The following is a 19,130-nucleotide window of genomic DNA, read 5'->3' on the forward strand; positions in this document are numbered from 1 at the left end:
ACTAATCAGATTTTTCCGTATCCGGTGATTTATTTCCTTTAGGTACAACTAGCACCTTATCAACGCGGTTTCCATCCATATCCATCACTTCAATTCGCATATTTTGCCATTCAAAATGATCTGCTGCGGCAGGAATACGCCCTAAATGAGTGATCACAAAACCACCTAATGTTTGATAACTGCCGGGTTCCTCAGATTCCCACTCTTCCATACCAAAAAGTTCCAAAAACTCTTCTACAGGCAACATCCCATCTAAAAGCCAGGAACCATCCTCGCGTTGCACAGCTTGTGGATGATCCTGTCCATCTGTTGAAGGAACATCACCCACAATTTCGCTCATGATGTCGTTGAGAGTGACTAATCCTTGAATCACGCCGTATTCATCGACTACCAACGCCATGTGAGTGATGGTTTGTTTGAACAATTCCAAAACTTTCAAGCCACGGGTGCTTTCTGGGACAAATATGGGCTGTCGCAATCCCACTGTCAAGTCTAGCGGTTCTCCTCGGAAACTCCTGGCTAATAAGTCGGTAACAGGGATAACACCCAGCACATTGTCAAGTCCCCCCTGACAAACTGGATACCGAGAATAAGCACTATCAACCATTTTGTGACGATTTTCTTCGGCAGAGTCGTCTAAGTCTAGCCAGACAATATCGGGACGGGGTGTCATTAAGTAGCTGACAGGGCGATCGCCTAAACGAAAGACTCGCTCCACCATATCCTGTTCAGCTTCCTCAAAGGTTCCCGCCTCGGTGCCTTGCTCAATTAAGATTTTAATTTCTTCTTCAGTAACTTGCGGCTCAGTAGAAGCTGTAATTCCCAGTAATCGCAGGATCAAATCTGTAGAAGCGCTTAAGAGATACACCATTGGGGAAGCGATCGCCGATAAGGCTTGCATAGGAATCGCTACAATCGATGCAATCCTTTCTGGGTTGTTTAATGCCAGACGCTTCGGTACCAATTCGCCAACAATGAGTGACAAATAGGTAATGAGCAAAACCACTATTCCGAAAGATAGCGGTTCACTATAAGGTGCTAATAAAGGCACAACTTTTACATAGACTGCCAATCGGTTGGCAATTGTTGCTCCTCCAAAAGCACCAGTCAAGATACCAATCAGGGAAATACCCACTTGAACGGTTGACAGGAAGTGATTTGGAGATTCAGCTAGTTTCAATGCTGCCTTTGCCTTGGTATCTCCTTGATTGGCAAGCTGCTGTAGCCTAACTTTCCGAGCTGAGACAACCGCCATCTCAGACATAGAAAACACGCCGTTGGCAATAATTAGCACCAAAATGATTGAAATTTCAAAAGTGATGGAGGACATGTTTAAAATTGCCGCTTATCAGAGCGAACGTAGCTCAATACCTAGTATCTAGTATTAAAGGTGCTTCTATAAATGCTTTGACTGTACACAAAGTAATAGTTATTTTCACGTTGACTGTTGACAGTTGACTGTTAACCGTCAACTGTTAACCTTTTAAAATAGTTAACATAAACTGCCTCAAGATTTTCTGACCTACAAAGACTCCCACCGCTAGTAGTACTTATGTCATTTTCTTCTATTGTGCGTGCTTTAGCGCGATCGCCACTCACCACTGAATTTATTTCTAAGCTAAACCGACAACAAGAATTGCGGTTAAATGGCATTGCTCGACTACCCAAGGGTTTGGTGGCTTCGGCATTGGCGCAGTCTCAAGGCAAGGATTTATTTGTGGTTTGCGCCACTCTTGAAGAAGCTGGACGTGTTTACGCACAATTGGAGGCAATGGGATGGCAAACAGTACATTTTTATCCCACCTCCGAGGCTTCTCCTTACGAACCTTTTGACCCGGAAACTGAGATGAGTTGGGGGCAAATGCAGGTATTGGCAGATTTGGTGACAGAAGACAGGGGACTGGGGACTGGGGACTGGGGACTTGGTAATGGAGAGAAGGGGATAAGTGGACAAGGGGATCAAATAAGCAAAGGAATAACTAATACCACTACCCCAATACCTAATTCCCAATCCCCAATTCCCAGTAGCGGAGCGAAGCGATCTTTGGCAATTGTGGCTACTCAAGGGGCGCTGCAACCACATTTACCACCACCAGAAGCTTTTGAGCAATTCTGTCTTACCTTGAAGCGGGGGATGGAATTAGACTTAAATGCCTTTAGTGAGAAAATAACTATTCTGGGATACGAACGGGTTCCTCTGGTGGAAACAGAAGGACAGTGGAGCCGACGGGGTGATATTGTTGATGTGTACCCAGTTTCATCTGAGTTTCCAGTCCGGCTGGAATGGTTTGGCGATGAAATCGAGCAAATGCGGGAATTTGACCCAGCAACACAACGTTCCGCCCTCGATAAAGTTGGCCAGTTAATTCTTACCCCCACTAGCTTTGCTCCCATCGTGATGGCAGCACTGAAGAATAGTTCCGAGTTAGGAGTTAGGAGTTATGAGTTAAATTCTGATTCAGAACTTAGCACTGAGAACTCATCACTCTTAGAAGGGAGTCGTCGCTTTTTGGGATTGGCTTTCGAGCAACCAGCATCTTTGCTAAATTACTTATCAGAAAATACCCTGATTGCCATTGATGAGCCAGAACAGTGCTATGCTCATAGCGATCGCTGGGTAGAAAATGCTGAAGAACAATGGAGAATGGGGCATGGGGAGGAATCTACTTCCACTCCCCTAATATTGCCGAAAATTCATCGGTCGTTTGATGAATGTTTGGTTGATGTTGCCAGGTTTAAAACATTATATTTATCGGAACTGTCCGAGGAAAATAGTGGCATCAATCTTGCCAGCCGATCTGTTCCAGTCACGCCGCACCAGTTTGCTAAATTAGCTGAAACTATCCGCAAAGAACGCGATCGCAATTTCTCGATTTGGCTGCTTTCTGCCCAGCCTTCGCGTTCTGTCTCGCTCTTGCAAGAACATGATTGTCCGGCTCAGTTTATCCCCAATCCCCGCGACTACCAAGCAATAGATAAGCTACAAATAAACCATATTCCTATAGCTCTAAAATATTCTGGTCTTGCGGAACTCGAAGGCTTTATCCTGCCGACATACCGAATAGTAATTGTTACAGATCGGGAATTTTTTGGGCAGCATTCTTTGGCGACTCCCGGCTATATTCGCAAGCGTCACAAAGCTACTTCTAAGCAAGTCGATCCCAATAAGCTGCGTCCCGGCGATTATGTGGTTCACAGAAATCATGGGGTTGGCAAATTTGTCAAGCTGGAAAGTTTGACGATTAATAACGAAACCCGTGATTATTTAGTAGTACAGTATGCTGACGGGTTACTCAGAGTCGCCGCCGATCAAGTAGGTGCTTTATCTCGGTTCCGCGCCGGAGGTGACAAAGCACCGGAACTCAACAGGATGACGGGTAAAGCTTGGGAAAATACCAAGAATAAAGTCCGTAAAGCCATCAAAAAATTGGCGGTGGACTTGTTGAAACTGTATGCAGCGAGATCAAAACAACAAGGTTTTAGCTTTCCAAATGATATGCCTTGGCAGGAAGAATTGGAAGATTCTTTCCCTTACCAACCCACGACGGATCAACTCAAAGCTGTGCAAGATGTGAAACGCGACATGGAAAGCGATCGTCCAATGGATCGCTTAGTTTGTGGCGATGTCGGTTTCGGGAAGACGGAAGTGGCGATTCGTGCTATTTTCAAAGCAGTCACCGTCGGTAAACAAGTGGCACTCCTTGCGCCAACGACAATTTTAACACAGCAGCACTACCATACACTCAAAGAACGTTTTGCACCTTACCCGGTAAATGTCGGTTTGCTCAACCGTTTTCGTTCTGCTGAAGAACGCCGCGATATTCAAAAGCGATTAGCAACAGGTGAACTAGATGTAGTTGTTGGTACACAGCAACTTTTGGGTAAAGGTGTGGCATTCAAAGATTTAGGACTGTTAGTGGTGGATGAAGAACAAAGGTTTGGGGTAAACCAGAAGGAGAAAATTAAAAGCTTAAAAACTCAGGTGGACGTGCTTACCCTTTCCGCTACTCCCATTCCCCGGACTTTGTATATGTCTTTGTCGGGAATTCGAGAAATGAGTTTAATTACTACACCACCCCCAACCAGACGACCAATAAAAACCCATCTATCACCGATCAATTCCGAAAGTATCCGCAGTGCAATTCGTCAAGAATTAGACAGAGGTGGACAAGTATTTTATGTAGTTCCACGAGTAGATGGAATTGAAGAGACAACAGCCAATTTACGAGAAGTGATACCGGGAGCTAGATTTGCGATCGCTCACGGTCAAATGGATGAAAGCGAGTTAGAATCAACCATGCTAACCTTCAGTAATGGTGACGCAGATATCCTTGTTTGTACGACAATTATTGAATCTGGCTTAGATATTCCGCGAGTCAACACCATTTTAATTGAAGATGCTCACCGCTTTGGATTGGCTCAACTGTATCAATTACGTGGTCGTGTAGGACGTGCAGGTATCCAAGCTCATGCTTGGTTATTTTATCCGAAGCAACGGCAATTATCTGACGCAGCCCGGCAACGATTACGAGCGATTCAAGAATTTACTCAGCTAGGTTCTGGGTATCAGCTAGCGATGCGCGACATGGAAATCAGAGGTGTGGGTAACTTGCTAGGTGCAGAACAATCCGGTCAAATGGATGCCATAGGTTTTGATTTATACATGGAAATGCTAGAAGAAGCAATTCGGGAAATCCGAGGACAAGAAATTCCGAAAGTGGAGGATACTCAGATTGACCTTAACCTCACAGCATTTATTCCAGCAGATTACATTACCGATTTGGATCAAAAGATGAGTGCATATCGGGCGGTGGCCACAGCTAAATCTAAATCAGAATTAAAGCAGATTGCAGCCGAGTGGAGCGATCGCTATGGTACTTTGCCAGTGTCTGCCAATCAACTGTTGCGAGTCATGGAACTTAAACAGTTAGCGAAAAAACTTGGATTTAGCCGGATTAAACCAGAAAACAAGCAGCACATTGTTTTAGAAACGCCGATGGAGGAACCTGCTTGGAACTTGTTGGCGGCGAATTTACCAGACAATCTCAAGGCGCGCTTTGTGTATTCTCCTGGGAAAGTGACAGTACGCGGGTTAGGAGTTTTTAAAGCAGATCAACAATTACAAAATTTGATTGATGCTTTTGGGAGAATGCAGGGTGCGATTCCAGAGGCAGCTGTTGTTTGATCAGTTTTGCTCAAGTTTCTACCAATTTAGAACCAAACTTACACAGAATAACCAGAATCAAATTCTTTTTTTAGAGAGGAGAGTGAAAAACTACAACTAAATAGTGATAAAAGAGGAAGGTTGAGCCGAAAGTATACTTGCAGTGACATTATCCAACTTCGCTAACACTTGATTGTCAGAACTATCCATAACGAAGGCTTGACTTCCTTGTTGCTGTATCAACAATTGACCAAACTTAAGACCTCCTGACAACGCAAACTTGTCCTTACCCACTTCAAAATTAGTAATAGTGTCCGTGCCCTCACCTAAAGCCAATACAAAGGTGTCGGTGCCAGAACCCCCTGTAAGTATATCTTCGTCATTGCCCCCATCAAGCCAGTCATTGCCTGTGCCCTTTAATAGTTGGTCATCGCCGATACCACCAAACAGCGTATCATTAGCGTTATCACTCAAAAGCTGATCATTGCCGCTATCGCCATAGAGTTGGTCATCACCTTCATTGCCCCAGAGAGTATCGTTTCCGTTGCTTCCCCAAAGTTGGTCATTTCCTAGATTACCTACGATGGTGTCTTGACCCTCAAACTCGTAAATCTTGTTGGCTGGGGCATTCCCTTTTAAGTACTCAGAACTGTCAGTGCTATTGAGAACTTGAATTTCGGGGACAGGAGTCTTATTGGTGGAAACTTCATCTGCATCAATGTCAATCAATACACTGCCGTTGCCATCGCCATCTAGAGGAGTATTGTTAGTGATGCTATTGAAGGCATTGGAACCAGCATCAATCGCTGGACTTCCAGATTTGAGCCTAAAGTCACCATTCGCTGCATCAACAAACAACGGGTCTTTGTCTAAAATATTTTCTGAGCCTGTGCCTTTAAAAACTCCGTTGTAAGCAAAGTTGTTGTCAAATGAAGTATTACTAGAATGAGAAATAGAAGTGGCGGACTTTCCGTCGGTTGCATACATAATATTGTTATCAACCCGAATATTTTTACTACTGTTGAGGAAAATTTCTGCGCTTGAGAGGATTTGTGAATTTTTGTAAGTTGTATTATTAACAATGTCTATAGGATTTTCTCCTTTGTAAATCTGAATACCTGCGCCACCATTTTTGTAAATTAAGTTATTACTGATTAAGGCTTTACCGTGGTATGCAACTTTTTCAATATAAGAAGTGTCAAACATTATTCCATGACCTTCTGTTATTTTTCCTGTTGCAGCCCAAGGAACTAATTCTTTATTATCAAAAGAGGTGTTACCTTGAATAATTACTTTGTAATCTTTGACGTTGTTATCAGAGTTCCAAAGCTTAAGCATTGTAATTCCTTGGGTTCCAAAAGGCGAGTACCAAGCATTCCCAGAAACAACATTGTTTTTTACTGTAATGTAGTCTGCTTCAATTGTTGTAATTCCACCTCCTGGAAACTTAGAAACGTTGTTATTATTAATTGTGATGTGATGTGAACGCTGCTTTTGGTCGCCATTGATGTATGTAACGCTAATACCGTTTCCAGATGTAGCTGGGTTATTCAAATTATTTTTTTCCTGGAGCGCATATTTTAATGTAATTTCATCTCGTACTCCCACCAGGGTTAGTCCTTCAATCACTACGTAAGAAGAACCTTTAACTGAGATAGCATTCCAATTATTTTTCTGTGCTTCTAAAATAGGTTTGTGCCCAGGATAAGCAGTAAATGTTATCGGCTCCTTAGCGCTACCATGCTTATCTGAAATACTCAGGATATTAGCGTAAATATTTGTGTAATTACCATTCATCACATAGACGGTATCACCTGCGGCTATCAAATCGGCGGCTTTTTGGAGGGTGCGAAATGCGGCTTTCTCGTTCAAGCCATCATTTTTATCATCACCTGTTCCAGAAACGTAGTATGTTTTGCCAGCCATTGTTTTACTCCGAATTTATGTTAGAGGATTTGGTAATACGCTCTTAACAACTGAGGAAAGTTGTTAAGTAGTTATTTGGATTGGTCATCTGTCTGGACTTTTCAAGACAGACGCAGTTGTGCGATGGCGTACCCGCCCTTTCCGGTGGCGATCACAGCTTTAAATCGCATCGCTTTTAGAAACTTTGTTATCAAATTGAAATTTTTTTAATCGTTGATGGTTAAACTAGGGATGTTGATACCTTTAATCGTCAGTATTTTTTTGAGGGTGATCAGACGATTTGCACGTACACAAGGCAGCGCAAAGCCGGAGACATTTCCTGTCTTCTCTGCGTTTGTTGTTAGATATTCTATGATTGCCAAAACTAGAGTTGAATACTCGTATCTTCATCTGTAGCAGTCGCGTAGGCGTAGCCCATCGTAGACATCGCTGTTCTTGAGAAACCAGCTTTACTATCTGCTATATTCGATACGATAAGCAATAAATTAGTATAGTAATTCCTTTAAACTTTTTCCATTGTCTTAGATCAGAAGGTTGCCAAATCGGTATAGTAAAATCTATTCTTCACTGAGAACTGAGAACTTAAAGTTAGAGTGTTCAAAATTGAATTAGTTGAAACTTTAGTAGGTTTACCCTTTAATTTAAGGGAGCTAATGTAACAACTTAGTCGAACCTCTTGTAATCGATGTAACTGAGCTTTGTGAACTTAGTTAAAAGTAACCTTTACAAATAGTGATCGATATCAGTAAATACCCAGAAATTATTATTTTTTTTACAAAAAAATCAAAAACTACGGAAGTATGATCATGGAATTCTGTTAATTTCCAGAGTGATATGGGAATGAAACCGCTTTGTGCAAGGATTTGATGAAGTTTCTGTAAATATTTTTTGTCAGCAATGCCTTCTTTACGAGATCAAAGTGGAGCTTGCTTCCTCGTAAGGGTAATTATCTTCATCATTTTTTTCGTGAAATGGTATTAGCGATCGCTTAACTTGCTTGGTTCATCAGGGTAAAAATCATAGTCCACAATCTCTGGCAAACTTTAGGGACACTCTACCGCTGTTATCTATGTAATTCCAACGGTGAGTTAGTTTTGTTAAAGAGACAATTGTCTCTTTGCTGAGTGCGATGACATAATTAACGGCAAAGCAATCTTAGTAAATTTCCAGATGATTTATAAATATTCAAAAAATACTTCAGGTACTAATTTGAATTTCCCAGATTTAAAGCTAGAGATATCCATCCATAACGCTTTATGCTTATGAGTTTGTGATTCGGAAAAAATTAAACTTTCCAGTTGATAAAATTTAGAATCAACAAAGTCACATTGATAAAGTTGAATAATTTCATGACCTTGCCTACCATTAAATGTAAACAGGTTCTCTATACAACCTAGATATTTAATATTCGTTAAGTCTGCCTGAATTTCCTCTTGAAACTCTCGTTCTAAGGCGGCGTGGCTGGTTTCGCCAAAATCAACACCACCGCCTAAAGCACGATAAAATGTTTCTTGCTTTACGGGATCATAGCCTTCAGAAACAAATATGCGTTCGCCATCCCGAATTAGCCCCAAGGCTATTACCCGAATTTCGCCTGCTTTATTCATTTTTGTAACTAATTATCGTAAATAGACTGAGGACGACTTTCGCTATCCTCAATAGGCCAATCTGGATTTTCGCCACCGATGTATAATTCTTCAATGGTGACATATTCCTGACTTAACTGGCTGAGGGCGTTGATTAAAATATCCAATGCGATCGCATCACTGGTTCCTAAGTCAAACCAACAACGCCCCCATTGGCCCTCATATTCAAACTCGCCGATGTTGTGCATCAGTGCTAGCAAGCTTTTGTCATACCCTTGCTCATCATAATTCATGTAGCTGATATCGAGTCCAGTGTCCTGCACCTGGAGATTCTCTGCATTAAATCCACCCAATTTACCCAGATAAAACCAGGAATTGAAAACTTCTTCTACATACTGCTTTTCACGCGCAGAAGGATTTGTGCTGAATTTCAGCCAAATCCACATATCAAAAGGATTAATTTCGCGGAACTGAATCTCCATTTTGGTCTAATATCTCAATTACTGTTCTGCAAATAAGCATATCAAAGTAGGGAGTAGGGAGTAGGGAATGGGGACTAAGGATTCTTCAGGGTAGCAGCATTGCTGCGTTCACGTTCAATTTGTTTGACTAAATCGCCTGGGAGTTGAGATTTTTTAGTCAGTGCTTTGTCAAAATTAGCGATCGCTTCCCGAATCATCTGCTGGCTTTTTTCTTTTTGCCCCAGGTTTTTCAGGATTTGGGCTTTGAGATAATAAATTTCTGGATTATCTGATGTGGTTTTAAGCGCCCGGTTGACATATTCTAGTGCCTGTGGATACCTTTTTAAATCCCGGTAAGCAAGAGCAATACCGCGATCCACGAGATACCCAGGAGCAGCATTTTTTTCTAAGCGTCCAATTGCCTGATCTGGACTAGCAAAAGGTAAATTAACCGCCAATAATAAATCCATATAACCCTTGATTAAATTCAGTTCTGGATCGTTGGCAGAAATTGCTTCGGCTTTATCTAAATACTCATAAACTTGCCGTAACCGACCAAAAGCTTGCGGCACACCGTTGACTGTACCCTCACGAGTGAGAATTACTGCACCTTCTAAAAAATGACCAACGGCAGTGTATAAATTACCACGTAATGGATCGCTAGAAATCAGCTTTTGTCCGGTTTCTAGAGTTTTCTGACTGTAGGTGTCTAGTTTAGCCCAATCCTTATTTCCGTATGCCAAAGATGCTTTCATGGCATAAGCTAGAGGTTCATTTGGCTCTTTGGATATCGCTTGTTCCAGATAACGCTCTGCTGCCGGATAGTTGCCCTGTTGGAAAATCGCTTTAAAAGCGGCTTCTGTTTGGTCGCCAATTTGATGAGGTTCGCTATTACGAAATGGATCGCCAGCTAAGGAGGGGCTTATCCACAGATTAAGTGCGATTGCCCAAGGGGCAACGCCAAAGGCGAACGCAGCAGCAAAAGTAGTCTGAGTAAGGGTAGTGAGTTTAGTAGACGCTACTAATCGAAGCAAAGAAAACCTTTTAGTCATTTTAACCCTCAGAATATTTGCGGTTGAAATAGTTGTATGTGTTACTTAGAATGCAACAAATGGTTAATTTTTACACTGAGCGTATCGCTAAAGCGAAAGCTCCGCTAACGCGCAGCGTCTCGTAGAGAAGTCGAAGTGTTAACTTGCCTCTGCTTCAACCAGAATTTTTTTATATAACGTTTGACTTCGGTAAGTTTTCCATGTTCCCAGGCTGGTCATAGCCATTGTTTAAGGGTGAGTCTGCCACAATGGAGAAAAACATGGATGATTCTTGCTGCTAAATTAAGGTGTTAAGGCAGGTAATGCACTAGAAATTTTTCCAGAACTTTTTAGATGCTCTCAGTGTAGCTAATCAGTAATTTGCTGACTTTTTGGTAATTTTAACAAATGCTCTATCTCCGAGATATAATTTATCACCCCACAGCTTGTCCAACAGCAATTCTCAAATCGATCAACTTGGAATTAGCACCCCAGCAGCTAGGTCTGATTATTGGCCCAAGCGGTTCAGGAAAAAGTACCTTACTAGAAATTTTGTCGGGACTAGCCGAACCCACTACCGGCGCACTCTTTTGGCGGGAACAAGAACTCATTGCCGAACAGTTACAGCAATTAGCTGGATTGGTATTTCAGTTTCCAGAACGGCACTTTTGTGGTGGTTCGATTTTAGAAGAATTACGTTTAGGACATCCTGAGTTAGGGTCAGAACGAGTCAGACAAGCCCTGAGTGAGGTGGGATTAGAGCATTTATCGCTCTCCGCCGCTCCCCATGCTTTGAGTGGTGGTCAACAACGGCGTTTAGCTTTAGCAGTGCAATTGATTCGCCAACCAAATTTACTGTTATTGGATGAACCGACAGCTGGTTTGGATTGGTCAATGCGTCGGCAACTGGTAAATTTATTAGCGAAACTGAAACAAGATTGGACACTGTTAGTAGTGACACACGATGCTGGGGATATGTTAGCGATCGCAGATCGTTGCTGGACACTCAACCACGGTGAACTACAATCAGTAGATCCAAAAACACTAGAAGCCAAAGTTAAAGAACCTCTACCGACGGTGTGAGAACAGAGCAGGGGGGCAAGGGGACAAGGAGAATAACCATGCCCCATGACAAATGACAAATGACAAATGACAAATGACAAACTTATTGCCTGAGATGGCAGAAATATGGCAGCAAACTCTGAATTGGCAACCAACTGTCCAACAGCAAGCACAATTTCAAAAGCTTTATGAGTTAATCCTAGAAGGTAACCGCCAACTAAATTTAACTCGCATCACTGATCCCCAAGAGTTTTGGGAAAAACATCTCTGGGATTCTCTGCGAGGAATTGCACCCCTGTTATCAACAAGTTTGTCCCCTACTTCCCCTGCTCTGATCGATATTGGTACAGGTGCAGGTTTTCCAGGTGTTCCAGTGACAATTACTGTACCTAATTGCACAATTACTCTTCTCGATTCCACTCGGAAAAAAATCGCTTTTCTCGACAATATACTAGCTGAACTTGCTCTTACTAATGCCAAAACTCTTGTTGGTAGGGCTGAAGAAATCGGTCAGCACCCCCAGCATCGACTAGCTTACGATATTGCATTGATCCGCGCTGTAGGTGCAGCCTCTGTATGTGCAGAATATACCCTACCACTGCTCAAGCAGGGAGGTTTAGCCATAATTTATCGCGGTAATTGGGCTGAGGATGAAACAACAGCTTTGCAGAATGCTGTGAAGCAGTTGGGTGGTGTCATTGAATCAATCGAACAATTTACTACACCCCTAAGTCACAGCATCCGGCACTGTGTGTATTTGCGTAAGGTAGCCATCACACCAGTTCAGTTTCCTCGTGCTATTGGTGTACCTACTCAAAAGCCTCTTTAACTAATTCGTAATTCGTAATTCGTAATTATAAAGAGTATAAACCTTCACAGTAGTAATTACGAGTTACTTTGACAGGAGTGGAGATAAATTTTTTATTTTTCTATCTCTCCTCTTATCCTAATGCTTAAGCTAATTTACTTGCTGCTGCAAATCGCTTATTAATCTCATCCCAATTAATCACGTTCCACCAAGCATCTAAATAATCTGCGCGGCGATTTTGGTAATTGAGATAATATGCGTGTTCCCATACGTCATTACCCATAATGGGATATTTGCCTTCACTTAAGGGATTATCTTGGTTAGCTGTGGTTGTCACTTCCAACTTGCCACCTTTGTTACGCACTAGCCAAACCCAACCACTACCAAAACGACCAGCACCAGCTTCGTTAAACTGCTTTTTGAACGCTGCAAAACTGCCAAAATTTTGATTAATTGCGGAGGCTATATTTCCTGTTGGTTCTCCCCCACCTTTCGGCTTCATAATAGTCCAGAACATTGAGTGGTTCACATGACCACCGCCATTATTAACTACTGTTCTGCGAATATCTTGTGGTACACTGTCAAGTTTCTGTAACAGTTCTTCAATAGTTTTGCCTTTGAGTTCTGGGTGTTTGTCTAAGGCTGCATTTAGATTTTTCACATAAGTTGCATGGTGTTTATCGTGGTGAAATTGCATCGTTTTGGCATCAATGTGCGGTTCTAGTGCTTCATAGGCATAAGGTAAAGGCGGTAGTTGGATCGCACCTGTTTTATTTGCTGTTGTATTTGCTGTTGTATTTGGTGTTGTTTCAGGAATTGCAGTGTTTACCTGAGGAGATTTTTCTGCCAATGCACAAGCATCTAATACAAAAGCACCCGCACCTGCTGTGAGTAAAAACAAGAAATGGCGTCGATTAATAGTCATATAATTTTTTGCAGCGAATCCATTAAATCTCTATTGCAGTTTTTATTTTCTTAGATTTTGGCTACAAAAAATTGTGAATTGCGATTATTTTGGCAGTTTATTCTGGCAGTTTAAAAAACTATTTATAAAATTCTATCCCCAGTTTTAGGATCAAATACAAACAAGTGATTTAAATCAAGTTGTAGAGAAAGGCGATCGCCTGGACGCGGATGCACATTCGCACCCACCTGAATATTCAATACCACCGCCGAACCAGGTAAGCCAGCACGAATCAAAGTTTCCCTTCCTAAAGGTTCCACCACCTTGACTTCTACAATCAAATGACTCTCATTTCCTTCTTGGCGTTCTTCTCTTCGATACGCTTCTCCTGTCGGAGACGCTTCTCCTGTCGGAGACGCTTCGCGAACGCCAAGTTGCATTGGCGGTTCGTTGATAAAAATATGCTCTGGACGAATCCCCAAATCATAACTGTGTCCATGACGCAACTGTAATTTTTTCACAACTGCCGGAATCGTTAATAATTGCCCACTTACATCAAAACCGTTATTTTCATAGATTGCAGGCAAAATATTCATTGGCGGACTACCTAAAAAAGTTGCCACCATCTGATTATTAGGACTTGCATAAATGGTTTGGGGATCGCCAATTTGCTGAATCCGTCCGCGATTTAACACAACAATTTTATCAGCCAAAGTCATTGCTTCAACTTGATCGTGGGTGACGTAAATTGTGGTAATGCCTAATTCTTGATGTAACTGTTTCAACTCCGCCCTTGTATCATCGCGCAATTGGGCATCTAAATTAGATAAAGGTTCATCAAGTAAAAACACTTGGGGTTCACGAGCGATCGCTCTTCCTAATGCTACCCGTTGTTGCTGTCCCCCAGAGAGTTGTTTGGGTTTACGATCCAGTAGGTGATCCAGAGAAAGCGATCGCGCCACATTCATCACCCGTTCTTGAATAATTTTGCGGTCAACCTTCCGCATTTGCAACCCAAAGCCGATGTTTTCCGCCACACTCATGTGAGGATAGAGAGCGTAGTTCTGGAACACCATCGCCACATCTCGCTGTCTGGCTGGGATATTATTCACCAAGCGATCGCCAATAAAAAGTTTGCCTGATGTGGCAGTTTCTAAACCAGCGATCGTTCGCAAAATTGTAGACTTACCACAACCTGATGGCCCAACTAAAACCCAAAATTCGCCATCTGGAATTTCAAAAGTAATGTCCTCAATAGCAGTGACATTATTAAATCTACGCTTAATATCTTCTAGACGAACGTTTGCCATTATCAAATTTGGTATTTTCAGTTTGGGATCTGCGGCACTTCCAACTTACTACTAAGAGGTTTTATCCGCCCCCTCTGAGGAACTGTGAGGCTGCTTTGCAAGTGCAGAAACTTGGTTGTCCTGCACAACTCTAATCAGAAATCTTAGAGCCTCATTCACAGCATCGGCATTGGGAAAAACCTCTGCAACATCAGGTTCTAAACGAATTGTTGTCTTCCCAAAGCTTTTTCGTTCAGGGCCAAACTTTCTGACCCTTAGACTTTTTAAGTCATACTCTGATCGCAGATCGTCTTCCATTTCTGGCTTACCCTTCTTTGTATGCTTCTCGCTCGGATCGTGTTACTTCTCTCGCGCTAATGAGACGAATTGAATTTCCTCTCTCTGTATACAACATAATTAGTAAGCGTCCCCGATTTGACTCTCCAATAATAAGGTAACGTTCCTCATCATCAGAGTGGTCTGGATCATACAAGTCAACATAGAGCGGGTCATCGAAAACAGTTTTGGCTTCTTCAAAGGAAACCTGATGTTTTAAAAGATTTATTGCTGCTTTGTTTTCGTCCCACTCGAACTTGATGAAATTATAATCATTTTTCTGGATTCTTCGACCAAGCAGGGTGAGAGAGTAAAGAAGCAAAGACTCTTACTCCGCGAAGTTGATTAGAAAGGGGTAAGTGACCTCTAGGCGCACTCAAATCCCAAGTAAAGCTGTTAGGATATCGCGTCCAGTTATTACCTTCTTTCCAGCCAATTTTCGGCCAGAAATTTTCCCAATTTTTACCCAAACTTAACCAGATTTCTCGCTGCACTGAAAAGCCAAATTTACCTTCAGAGTGGACTAACCAGAGGTTGTTAATGGTTTGCAAGTCAACAACCGAGATATTTTCTACTTCAGTAAAGTACAACCATTTTCGTTGTACAGCTGTTGGCCCTGACAGTTCACACATTTTTTCTATGGTGACGCGATCGGCTGCTTGGAAGTCTTGAGCAGCAAGTAGCTGTTGCAAAGAATTGTAGTTAATCTCGCATTCTGATTTTAAAGGTACAATTCCTTCAGGAAAATAGGAGCGCAAAAACTCTTTGGCTTGAGGTGCATCAGAGTTATAGAGGACTTGGTAAGCTTTGCCATCAATCCAAGTTGCTGGGTTCTCACGTCGTTTCAGTAAAAATTCCATCAACACGTCTAATCCCTCATTACCCAAATCAGCTAACTGTGGGATTATCTGTTGTTGGACTTTTTCAGACCCAGCGATTAATGGTCGTCGGAGGGAGTCGATGTCATTAGCAGGGCCTGATAAAATCATTGGGTCTGTCATGCCATTCTCGTTTTAGCGGTCAGTGAAAGAGTGGTAAGCTATCTTGCTCCTCCAAGGTGAAGCATTGATAGCGAAAAGTAGTTTACTATTTTTGATCGTACAAAATTGCGATCGCTTCACTGAATCCCACACTTAATCCCCAAATAATGTACAAGGAGAATAGGGGGAAAATCTTTGCCTTATGGCTTGGGAACAAAGGACATAGCAAAATATACAAGCCTGCCACATAAGGTTTTTTTGACTAGCAGCGTATCGATTAGGAGTGTGTAAACGATGTACGAAAAGATTACCCCCCCGGCAGCCGGAGCAAAAATCACCTTCAAAAATGGTGAACCAATTGTACCGGACAATCCAATTATCCCCTTTATTCGTGGCGATGGTACAGGTATCGACATTTGGCCCCCTACCCAAAAAGTTCTCGATGCTGCGGTAGCCAAAGCATATAAGGGTCAACGTCAAATTAGCTGGTTCAAGGTTTACGCTGGAGATGAAGCTTGCGATTTATATGGAACTTACCAGTATTTACCACAGGACACTCTTACGGCTATTGAAGAGTATGGTGTAGCCATTAAAGGGCCTTTAACTACTCCTGTTGGGGGAGGGATTCGTTCTTTAAATGTGGCGCTAAGGCAAATTTTTGACCTCTATGCCTGCGTGCGTCCTTGCCGTTACTATGCAGGTACACCCTCACCCCACAAAAATCCCGAAAAGCTGGATGTAATTGTTTATCGAGAAAATACGGAAGATATTTATTTAGGCATTGAGTGGCGACAAGGTAGCGAAATCGGCGATCGCTTAATTAAAATTCTCAATGAAGAACTAATCCCCGCCACCCCAGAACATGGGAAAAAACGTATTCCTCTTGATTCTGGTATTGGCATCAAACCCATCAGTAAAACTGGTTCCCAGCGTTTAATCAGACGTGCTATCAAACACGCTTTGTTATTGCCTAAAAACAAGCAACAGGTGACTTTGGTGCATAAAGGCAACATCATGAAGTACACCGAAGGCGCTTTCCGTGATTGGGGTTATGAACTAGCAACCAGGGAATTCCGCCAAGAAACTGTCACTGAACGAGAATCTTGGATTTTGAGTAACAAGGAAAAAAATCCGAATATTTCCTTGGAAGAAAACGCCCGCGAGATTGATCCTGGGTTTGATAGTCTCACCGAAGAGAAAAAAGCGCAAATTGTCAAGGAAGTTGAAACTGTTCTTAACTCAATTTGGGCAACCCACGGCGATGGCAAATGGAAAGAGAAAGTTTTGGTGAATGACCGGATTGCTGACAGTATTTTTCAACAAATCCAAACCAGACCGGATGAGTATTCGATTTTGGCGACGATGAACTTGAACGGCGATTACTTATCTGATGCTGCTGCTGCCATTGTTGGTGGTTTAGGAATGGGGCCAGGGGCAAATATTGGTGATTCTAGCGCCATATTTGAGGCTACCCACGGCACTGCACCCAAACACGCCGGATTGGATCGGATTAATCCTGGTTCAGTGATTTTGTCTGGTGTGATGATGCTGGAATTTATGGGTTGGCAAGAAGCCGCAGACCTAATTAAGAAAGGTTTAAGCGATGCGATCGCGAGTAGTCAAGTCACCTACGATTTAGCCCGGTTGCTAGAACCGCCAGTTGAACCCTTAAAATGTTCTGAATTTGCCGACGCAATTATTCAGCATTTTGGTTAAGTTCATTAGGGCTAATTAGTCGAATAAAAAGACCTCTCCCTGGTTTTGCTACGTAAAACCTGTCCCTCTCCGACTCGGAGAGGGAAAGATTTGATCCCTGCGTATTTAGAGCTTTTTGAAGTATCTGGCGATCGGTAACAGCCCGAAGCCCAGCTTTTCATAGGTGCGACGTGCTGGGGCATGACCTGGATCACCTCCAGTTTCGACCATAGCAACAGACATTCCAGCATCTTTCATCCAATCAAGGGCGAATTGTGTCAGAGCACTGCCAATGCCCTGACCTTGAAAGTCTGGATCGACAGCGACCATGTAGATTTCACCCATGCTGGTTTCTGAGTGTAGTTTCACGCCTACAAAGCCCACGGTTGAATCAGCATCGATAGCAACCCATACATTTGTGTCCTCTGGACCGCAGACACTCTCTACAGCCTTTTGTTGGCTCACACGCCAATCGGGATAGAATTCGTGGTAAATGTCAAAGTCCATTACTTTCTGAATCGAATCAAAGACCGGAGTCCATGCTCGAAGCGAAAGACGAATGACTGCATCAAGTTGATGAGCGTCGTAAGGTTCAATCCGCATTTCCATCTGAACTCCAGTTAACTCCGAAGGTTCCCAAGTAATGAAGCCACCGAACTATTATTTAAATCACTCCCTTCCAAACCCCGTGGAAAGTAAGGGTTAAAGACAGAGAGAGGTTCATCGAACTCACTTACACTAATTGCTTTACCTGTGATTTTGCTAATTGATGAGGTGCGATCGCTCCATTCTCTGTAATGATCGCTGTAATCAACTCAGCCGGAGTCACATCAAAAGCTGGGTTATAAAAATCTACACCTTCAGGAGTCAGAATGGTATCACCAACTTGATAGATTTCTGTTGGATCGCGTTCTTCAATGGGAATTTGGCTACCATCAGATAATTCAAAATCAACGGTGGAAAGGGGTGCAGCCACAAAGAAGGGGATATTATGTGCTCTAGCTGCGATCGCAACACTATATGTACCAATTTTATTGGCAGTGTCGCCATTAGCAGCAATGCGATCGGCACCCACAACCACAGCATGAATCAAACCCTGTTTCATGCAATGGGCTGCCATATTATCAGTAATTAATGTAACTGGAATACCTTCTTGCACACATTCCCAAGTGGTGAGTTTTGCGCCTTGCAAGCGGGGGCGGGTTTCGTCAGCAAATAAACGTTCTAAACGTCCTTCCCTCCAAGCGGAACGCACAACACCCAAAGCTGTGCCATAACCAGCCGTAGCTAATGCTCCAGCATTACAGTGAGTAAGCAGCGTCAGCTTTTCTGGAGTATTGGGTAAAACTGCCAAACCATTGTCACCGATCGCTTGACAAGTTTGCAAATCTTCAACATTGATTGCTTGGGCTGTTTGGAAAAGGGTTTCCTTGATTTCTTCTACAGTTCCCAGTGTTTCGTAGGCGGCTTTCATCATCCGGCTAATTGCCCAAAATAAATTTACTGCCGTCGGACGAGTAGAACGTAACAACTGGGCTACTTTATCTAAGCTATCTAAAAACTCATGGCGATCACTAGTCTTAATTTCCCTTGCACCAAGATACATTCCATAGGCCGCAGCTACACCAATTGCTGGCGCACCTCGAACAATCATCGTTTTAATTGCCCGCGCCATATCTTCACTGCGGTGAATTTCTACGAATGTATATTCATTGGGTAAGCGGGTTTGGTCAATTAGTGACACTGAGTCGTTGTGCCAAATAACGGGATAAACCTGGTTTATAGAAGGTGTCACGTCGCTTTGCTCCGAATTCAAAATTAAAAATTCAAAATTTAAAAGTCATAGGAAGATATTGGGTATGAGGATTGGACATTCTCACCTCTTCCC

Annotated in this window: 16 protein-coding genes; 4 read left to right on the forward strand and 12 right to left on the reverse strand. The window is 42.6% G+C overall.

All coding sequences use genetic code 11. From position 1 onward, the window contains the following. Position 1: 1 nt before the first annotated feature. Complete coding sequence (locus H6G26_RS12110) at positions 2-1,330, reverse strand: hemolysin family protein (RefSeq protein WP_190729493.1); 1,329 nt, start codon at positions 1,328-1,330, stop codon at positions 2-4. A gap of 222 nt (positions 1,331-1,552) precedes the next feature. Here H6G26_RS12110 and mfd point away from each other — a divergent pair, with 222 nt between their 5' ends. After that, positions 1,553-5,185: a transcription-repair coupling factor gene (mfd, locus tag H6G26_RS12115; protein WP_190729494.1), complete on the forward strand. Its 3,633-nt coding sequence runs from the start codon at positions 1,553-1,555 to the stop codon at positions 5,183-5,185. 96 nt (positions 5,186-5,281) lie between these two features. Here the strand turns inward: mfd and H6G26_RS12120 are convergent, their stop codons facing one another. The 4 genes from H6G26_RS12120 to H6G26_RS12135 all read right to left on the reverse strand — a co-directional run bounded on the left by H6G26_RS12120 (position 5,282) and on the right by H6G26_RS12135 (position 10,189). After that, complete coding sequence (locus H6G26_RS12120; RefSeq protein ID WP_190729495.1) at positions 5,282-7,090, reverse strand: right-handed parallel beta-helix repeat-containing protein; 1,809 nt, start codon at positions 7,088-7,090, stop codon at positions 5,282-5,284. A gap of 1,175 nt (positions 7,091-8,265) precedes the next feature. Then, positions 8,266-8,697 (reverse strand): NUDIX hydrolase, encoded by a 432-nt coding sequence (locus H6G26_RS12125; protein WP_190729496.1) that lies wholly within the window; start codon positions 8,695-8,697, stop codon positions 8,266-8,268. Positions 8,698-8,705: 8 nt separating this feature from the next. After that, positions 8,706-9,158, reverse strand: coding sequence for a DUF3531 family protein (locus H6G26_RS12130; RefSeq protein WP_190729497.1), 453 nt, complete (start codon positions 9,156-9,158; stop codon positions 8,706-8,708). Between the two features lie 74 nt (positions 9,159-9,232). After that, a complete protein-coding gene (locus tag H6G26_RS12135) occupies positions 9,233-10,189 on the reverse strand; it encodes a Sll0314/Alr1548 family TPR repeat-containing protein (protein WP_190729498.1) in 957 nt (318 codons plus the stop codon). Positions 10,190-10,576: 387 nt separating this feature from the next. Between H6G26_RS12135 and H6G26_RS12140 the strand changes: the two genes are divergently transcribed. Both H6G26_RS12140 and rsmG read left to right on the forward strand, forming a co-directional pair. Continuing rightward, positions 10,577-11,251, forward strand: coding sequence for an energy-coupling factor ABC transporter ATP-binding protein (locus H6G26_RS12140; protein WP_190729499.1), 675 nt, complete (start codon positions 10,577-10,579; stop codon positions 11,249-11,251). A gap of 73 nt (positions 11,252-11,324) precedes the next feature. Beyond that, positions 11,325-12,059: a 16S rRNA (guanine(527)-N(7))-methyltransferase RsmG gene (rsmG, locus tag H6G26_RS12145; protein WP_190729500.1), complete on the forward strand. Its 735-nt coding sequence runs from the start codon at positions 11,325-11,327 to the stop codon at positions 12,057-12,059. Positions 12,060-12,183: 124 nt separating this feature from the next. Here rsmG and H6G26_RS12150 read toward each other — a convergent pair whose 3' ends face one another. The 5 genes from H6G26_RS12150 to H6G26_RS12170 all read right to left on the reverse strand — a co-directional run bounded on the left by H6G26_RS12150 (position 12,184) and on the right by H6G26_RS12170 (position 15,568). Beyond that, positions 12,184-12,963 (reverse strand): superoxide dismutase, encoded by a 780-nt coding sequence (locus H6G26_RS12150; RefSeq protein ID WP_199326808.1) that lies wholly within the window; start codon positions 12,961-12,963, stop codon positions 12,184-12,186. Positions 12,964-13,085: 122 nt separating this feature from the next. Next, positions 13,086-14,252, reverse strand: coding sequence for an ABC transporter ATP-binding protein (locus H6G26_RS12155; RefSeq protein ID WP_190729501.1), 1,167 nt, complete (start codon positions 14,250-14,252; stop codon positions 13,086-13,088). 51 nt (positions 14,253-14,303) lie between these two features. Beyond that, positions 14,304-14,549, reverse strand: coding sequence for a hypothetical protein (locus H6G26_RS12160; RefSeq protein WP_190729502.1), 246 nt, complete (start codon positions 14,547-14,549; stop codon positions 14,304-14,306). 7 nt (positions 14,550-14,556) lie between these two features. Continuing rightward, complete coding sequence (locus H6G26_RS12165; RefSeq protein ID WP_190729546.1) at positions 14,557-14,829, reverse strand: BrnT family toxin; 273 nt, start codon at positions 14,827-14,829, stop codon at positions 14,557-14,559. A 10-nt stretch (positions 14,830-14,839) separates the two neighbouring features. After that, positions 14,840-15,568: a GUN4 domain-containing protein gene (locus H6G26_RS12170; RefSeq protein WP_190729503.1), complete on the reverse strand. Its 729-nt coding sequence runs from the start codon at positions 15,566-15,568 to the stop codon at positions 14,840-14,842. A gap of 273 nt (positions 15,569-15,841) precedes the next feature. Here H6G26_RS12170 and H6G26_RS12175 point away from each other — a divergent pair, with 273 nt between their 5' ends. Next, a complete protein-coding gene (locus H6G26_RS12175; protein ID WP_190729504.1) occupies positions 15,842-17,263 on the forward strand; it encodes an NADP-dependent isocitrate dehydrogenase in 1,422 nt (473 codons plus the stop codon). Between the two features lie 105 nt (positions 17,264-17,368). Here H6G26_RS12175 and H6G26_RS12180 read toward each other — a convergent pair whose 3' ends face one another. Both H6G26_RS12180 and mtnA read right to left on the reverse strand, forming a co-directional pair. Then, positions 17,369-17,851, reverse strand: coding sequence for a GNAT family N-acetyltransferase (locus H6G26_RS12180; protein WP_242053686.1), 483 nt, complete (start codon positions 17,849-17,851; stop codon positions 17,369-17,371). Between the two features lie 124 nt (positions 17,852-17,975). Beyond that, positions 17,976-19,037, reverse strand: a complete 1,062-nt coding sequence (mtnA, locus tag H6G26_RS12185) for an S-methyl-5-thioribose-1-phosphate isomerase (protein WP_190729505.1) — start codon at positions 19,035-19,037, stop codon at positions 17,976-17,978. Between the last annotated feature and the right edge of the window lie 93 nt (positions 19,038-19,130).

Source organism: Nostoc sp. FACHB-888, assembly GCF_014696655.1.
Classification (GTDB): domain Bacteria; phylum Cyanobacteriota; class Cyanobacteriia; order Cyanobacteriales; family Nostocaceae; genus Nostoc.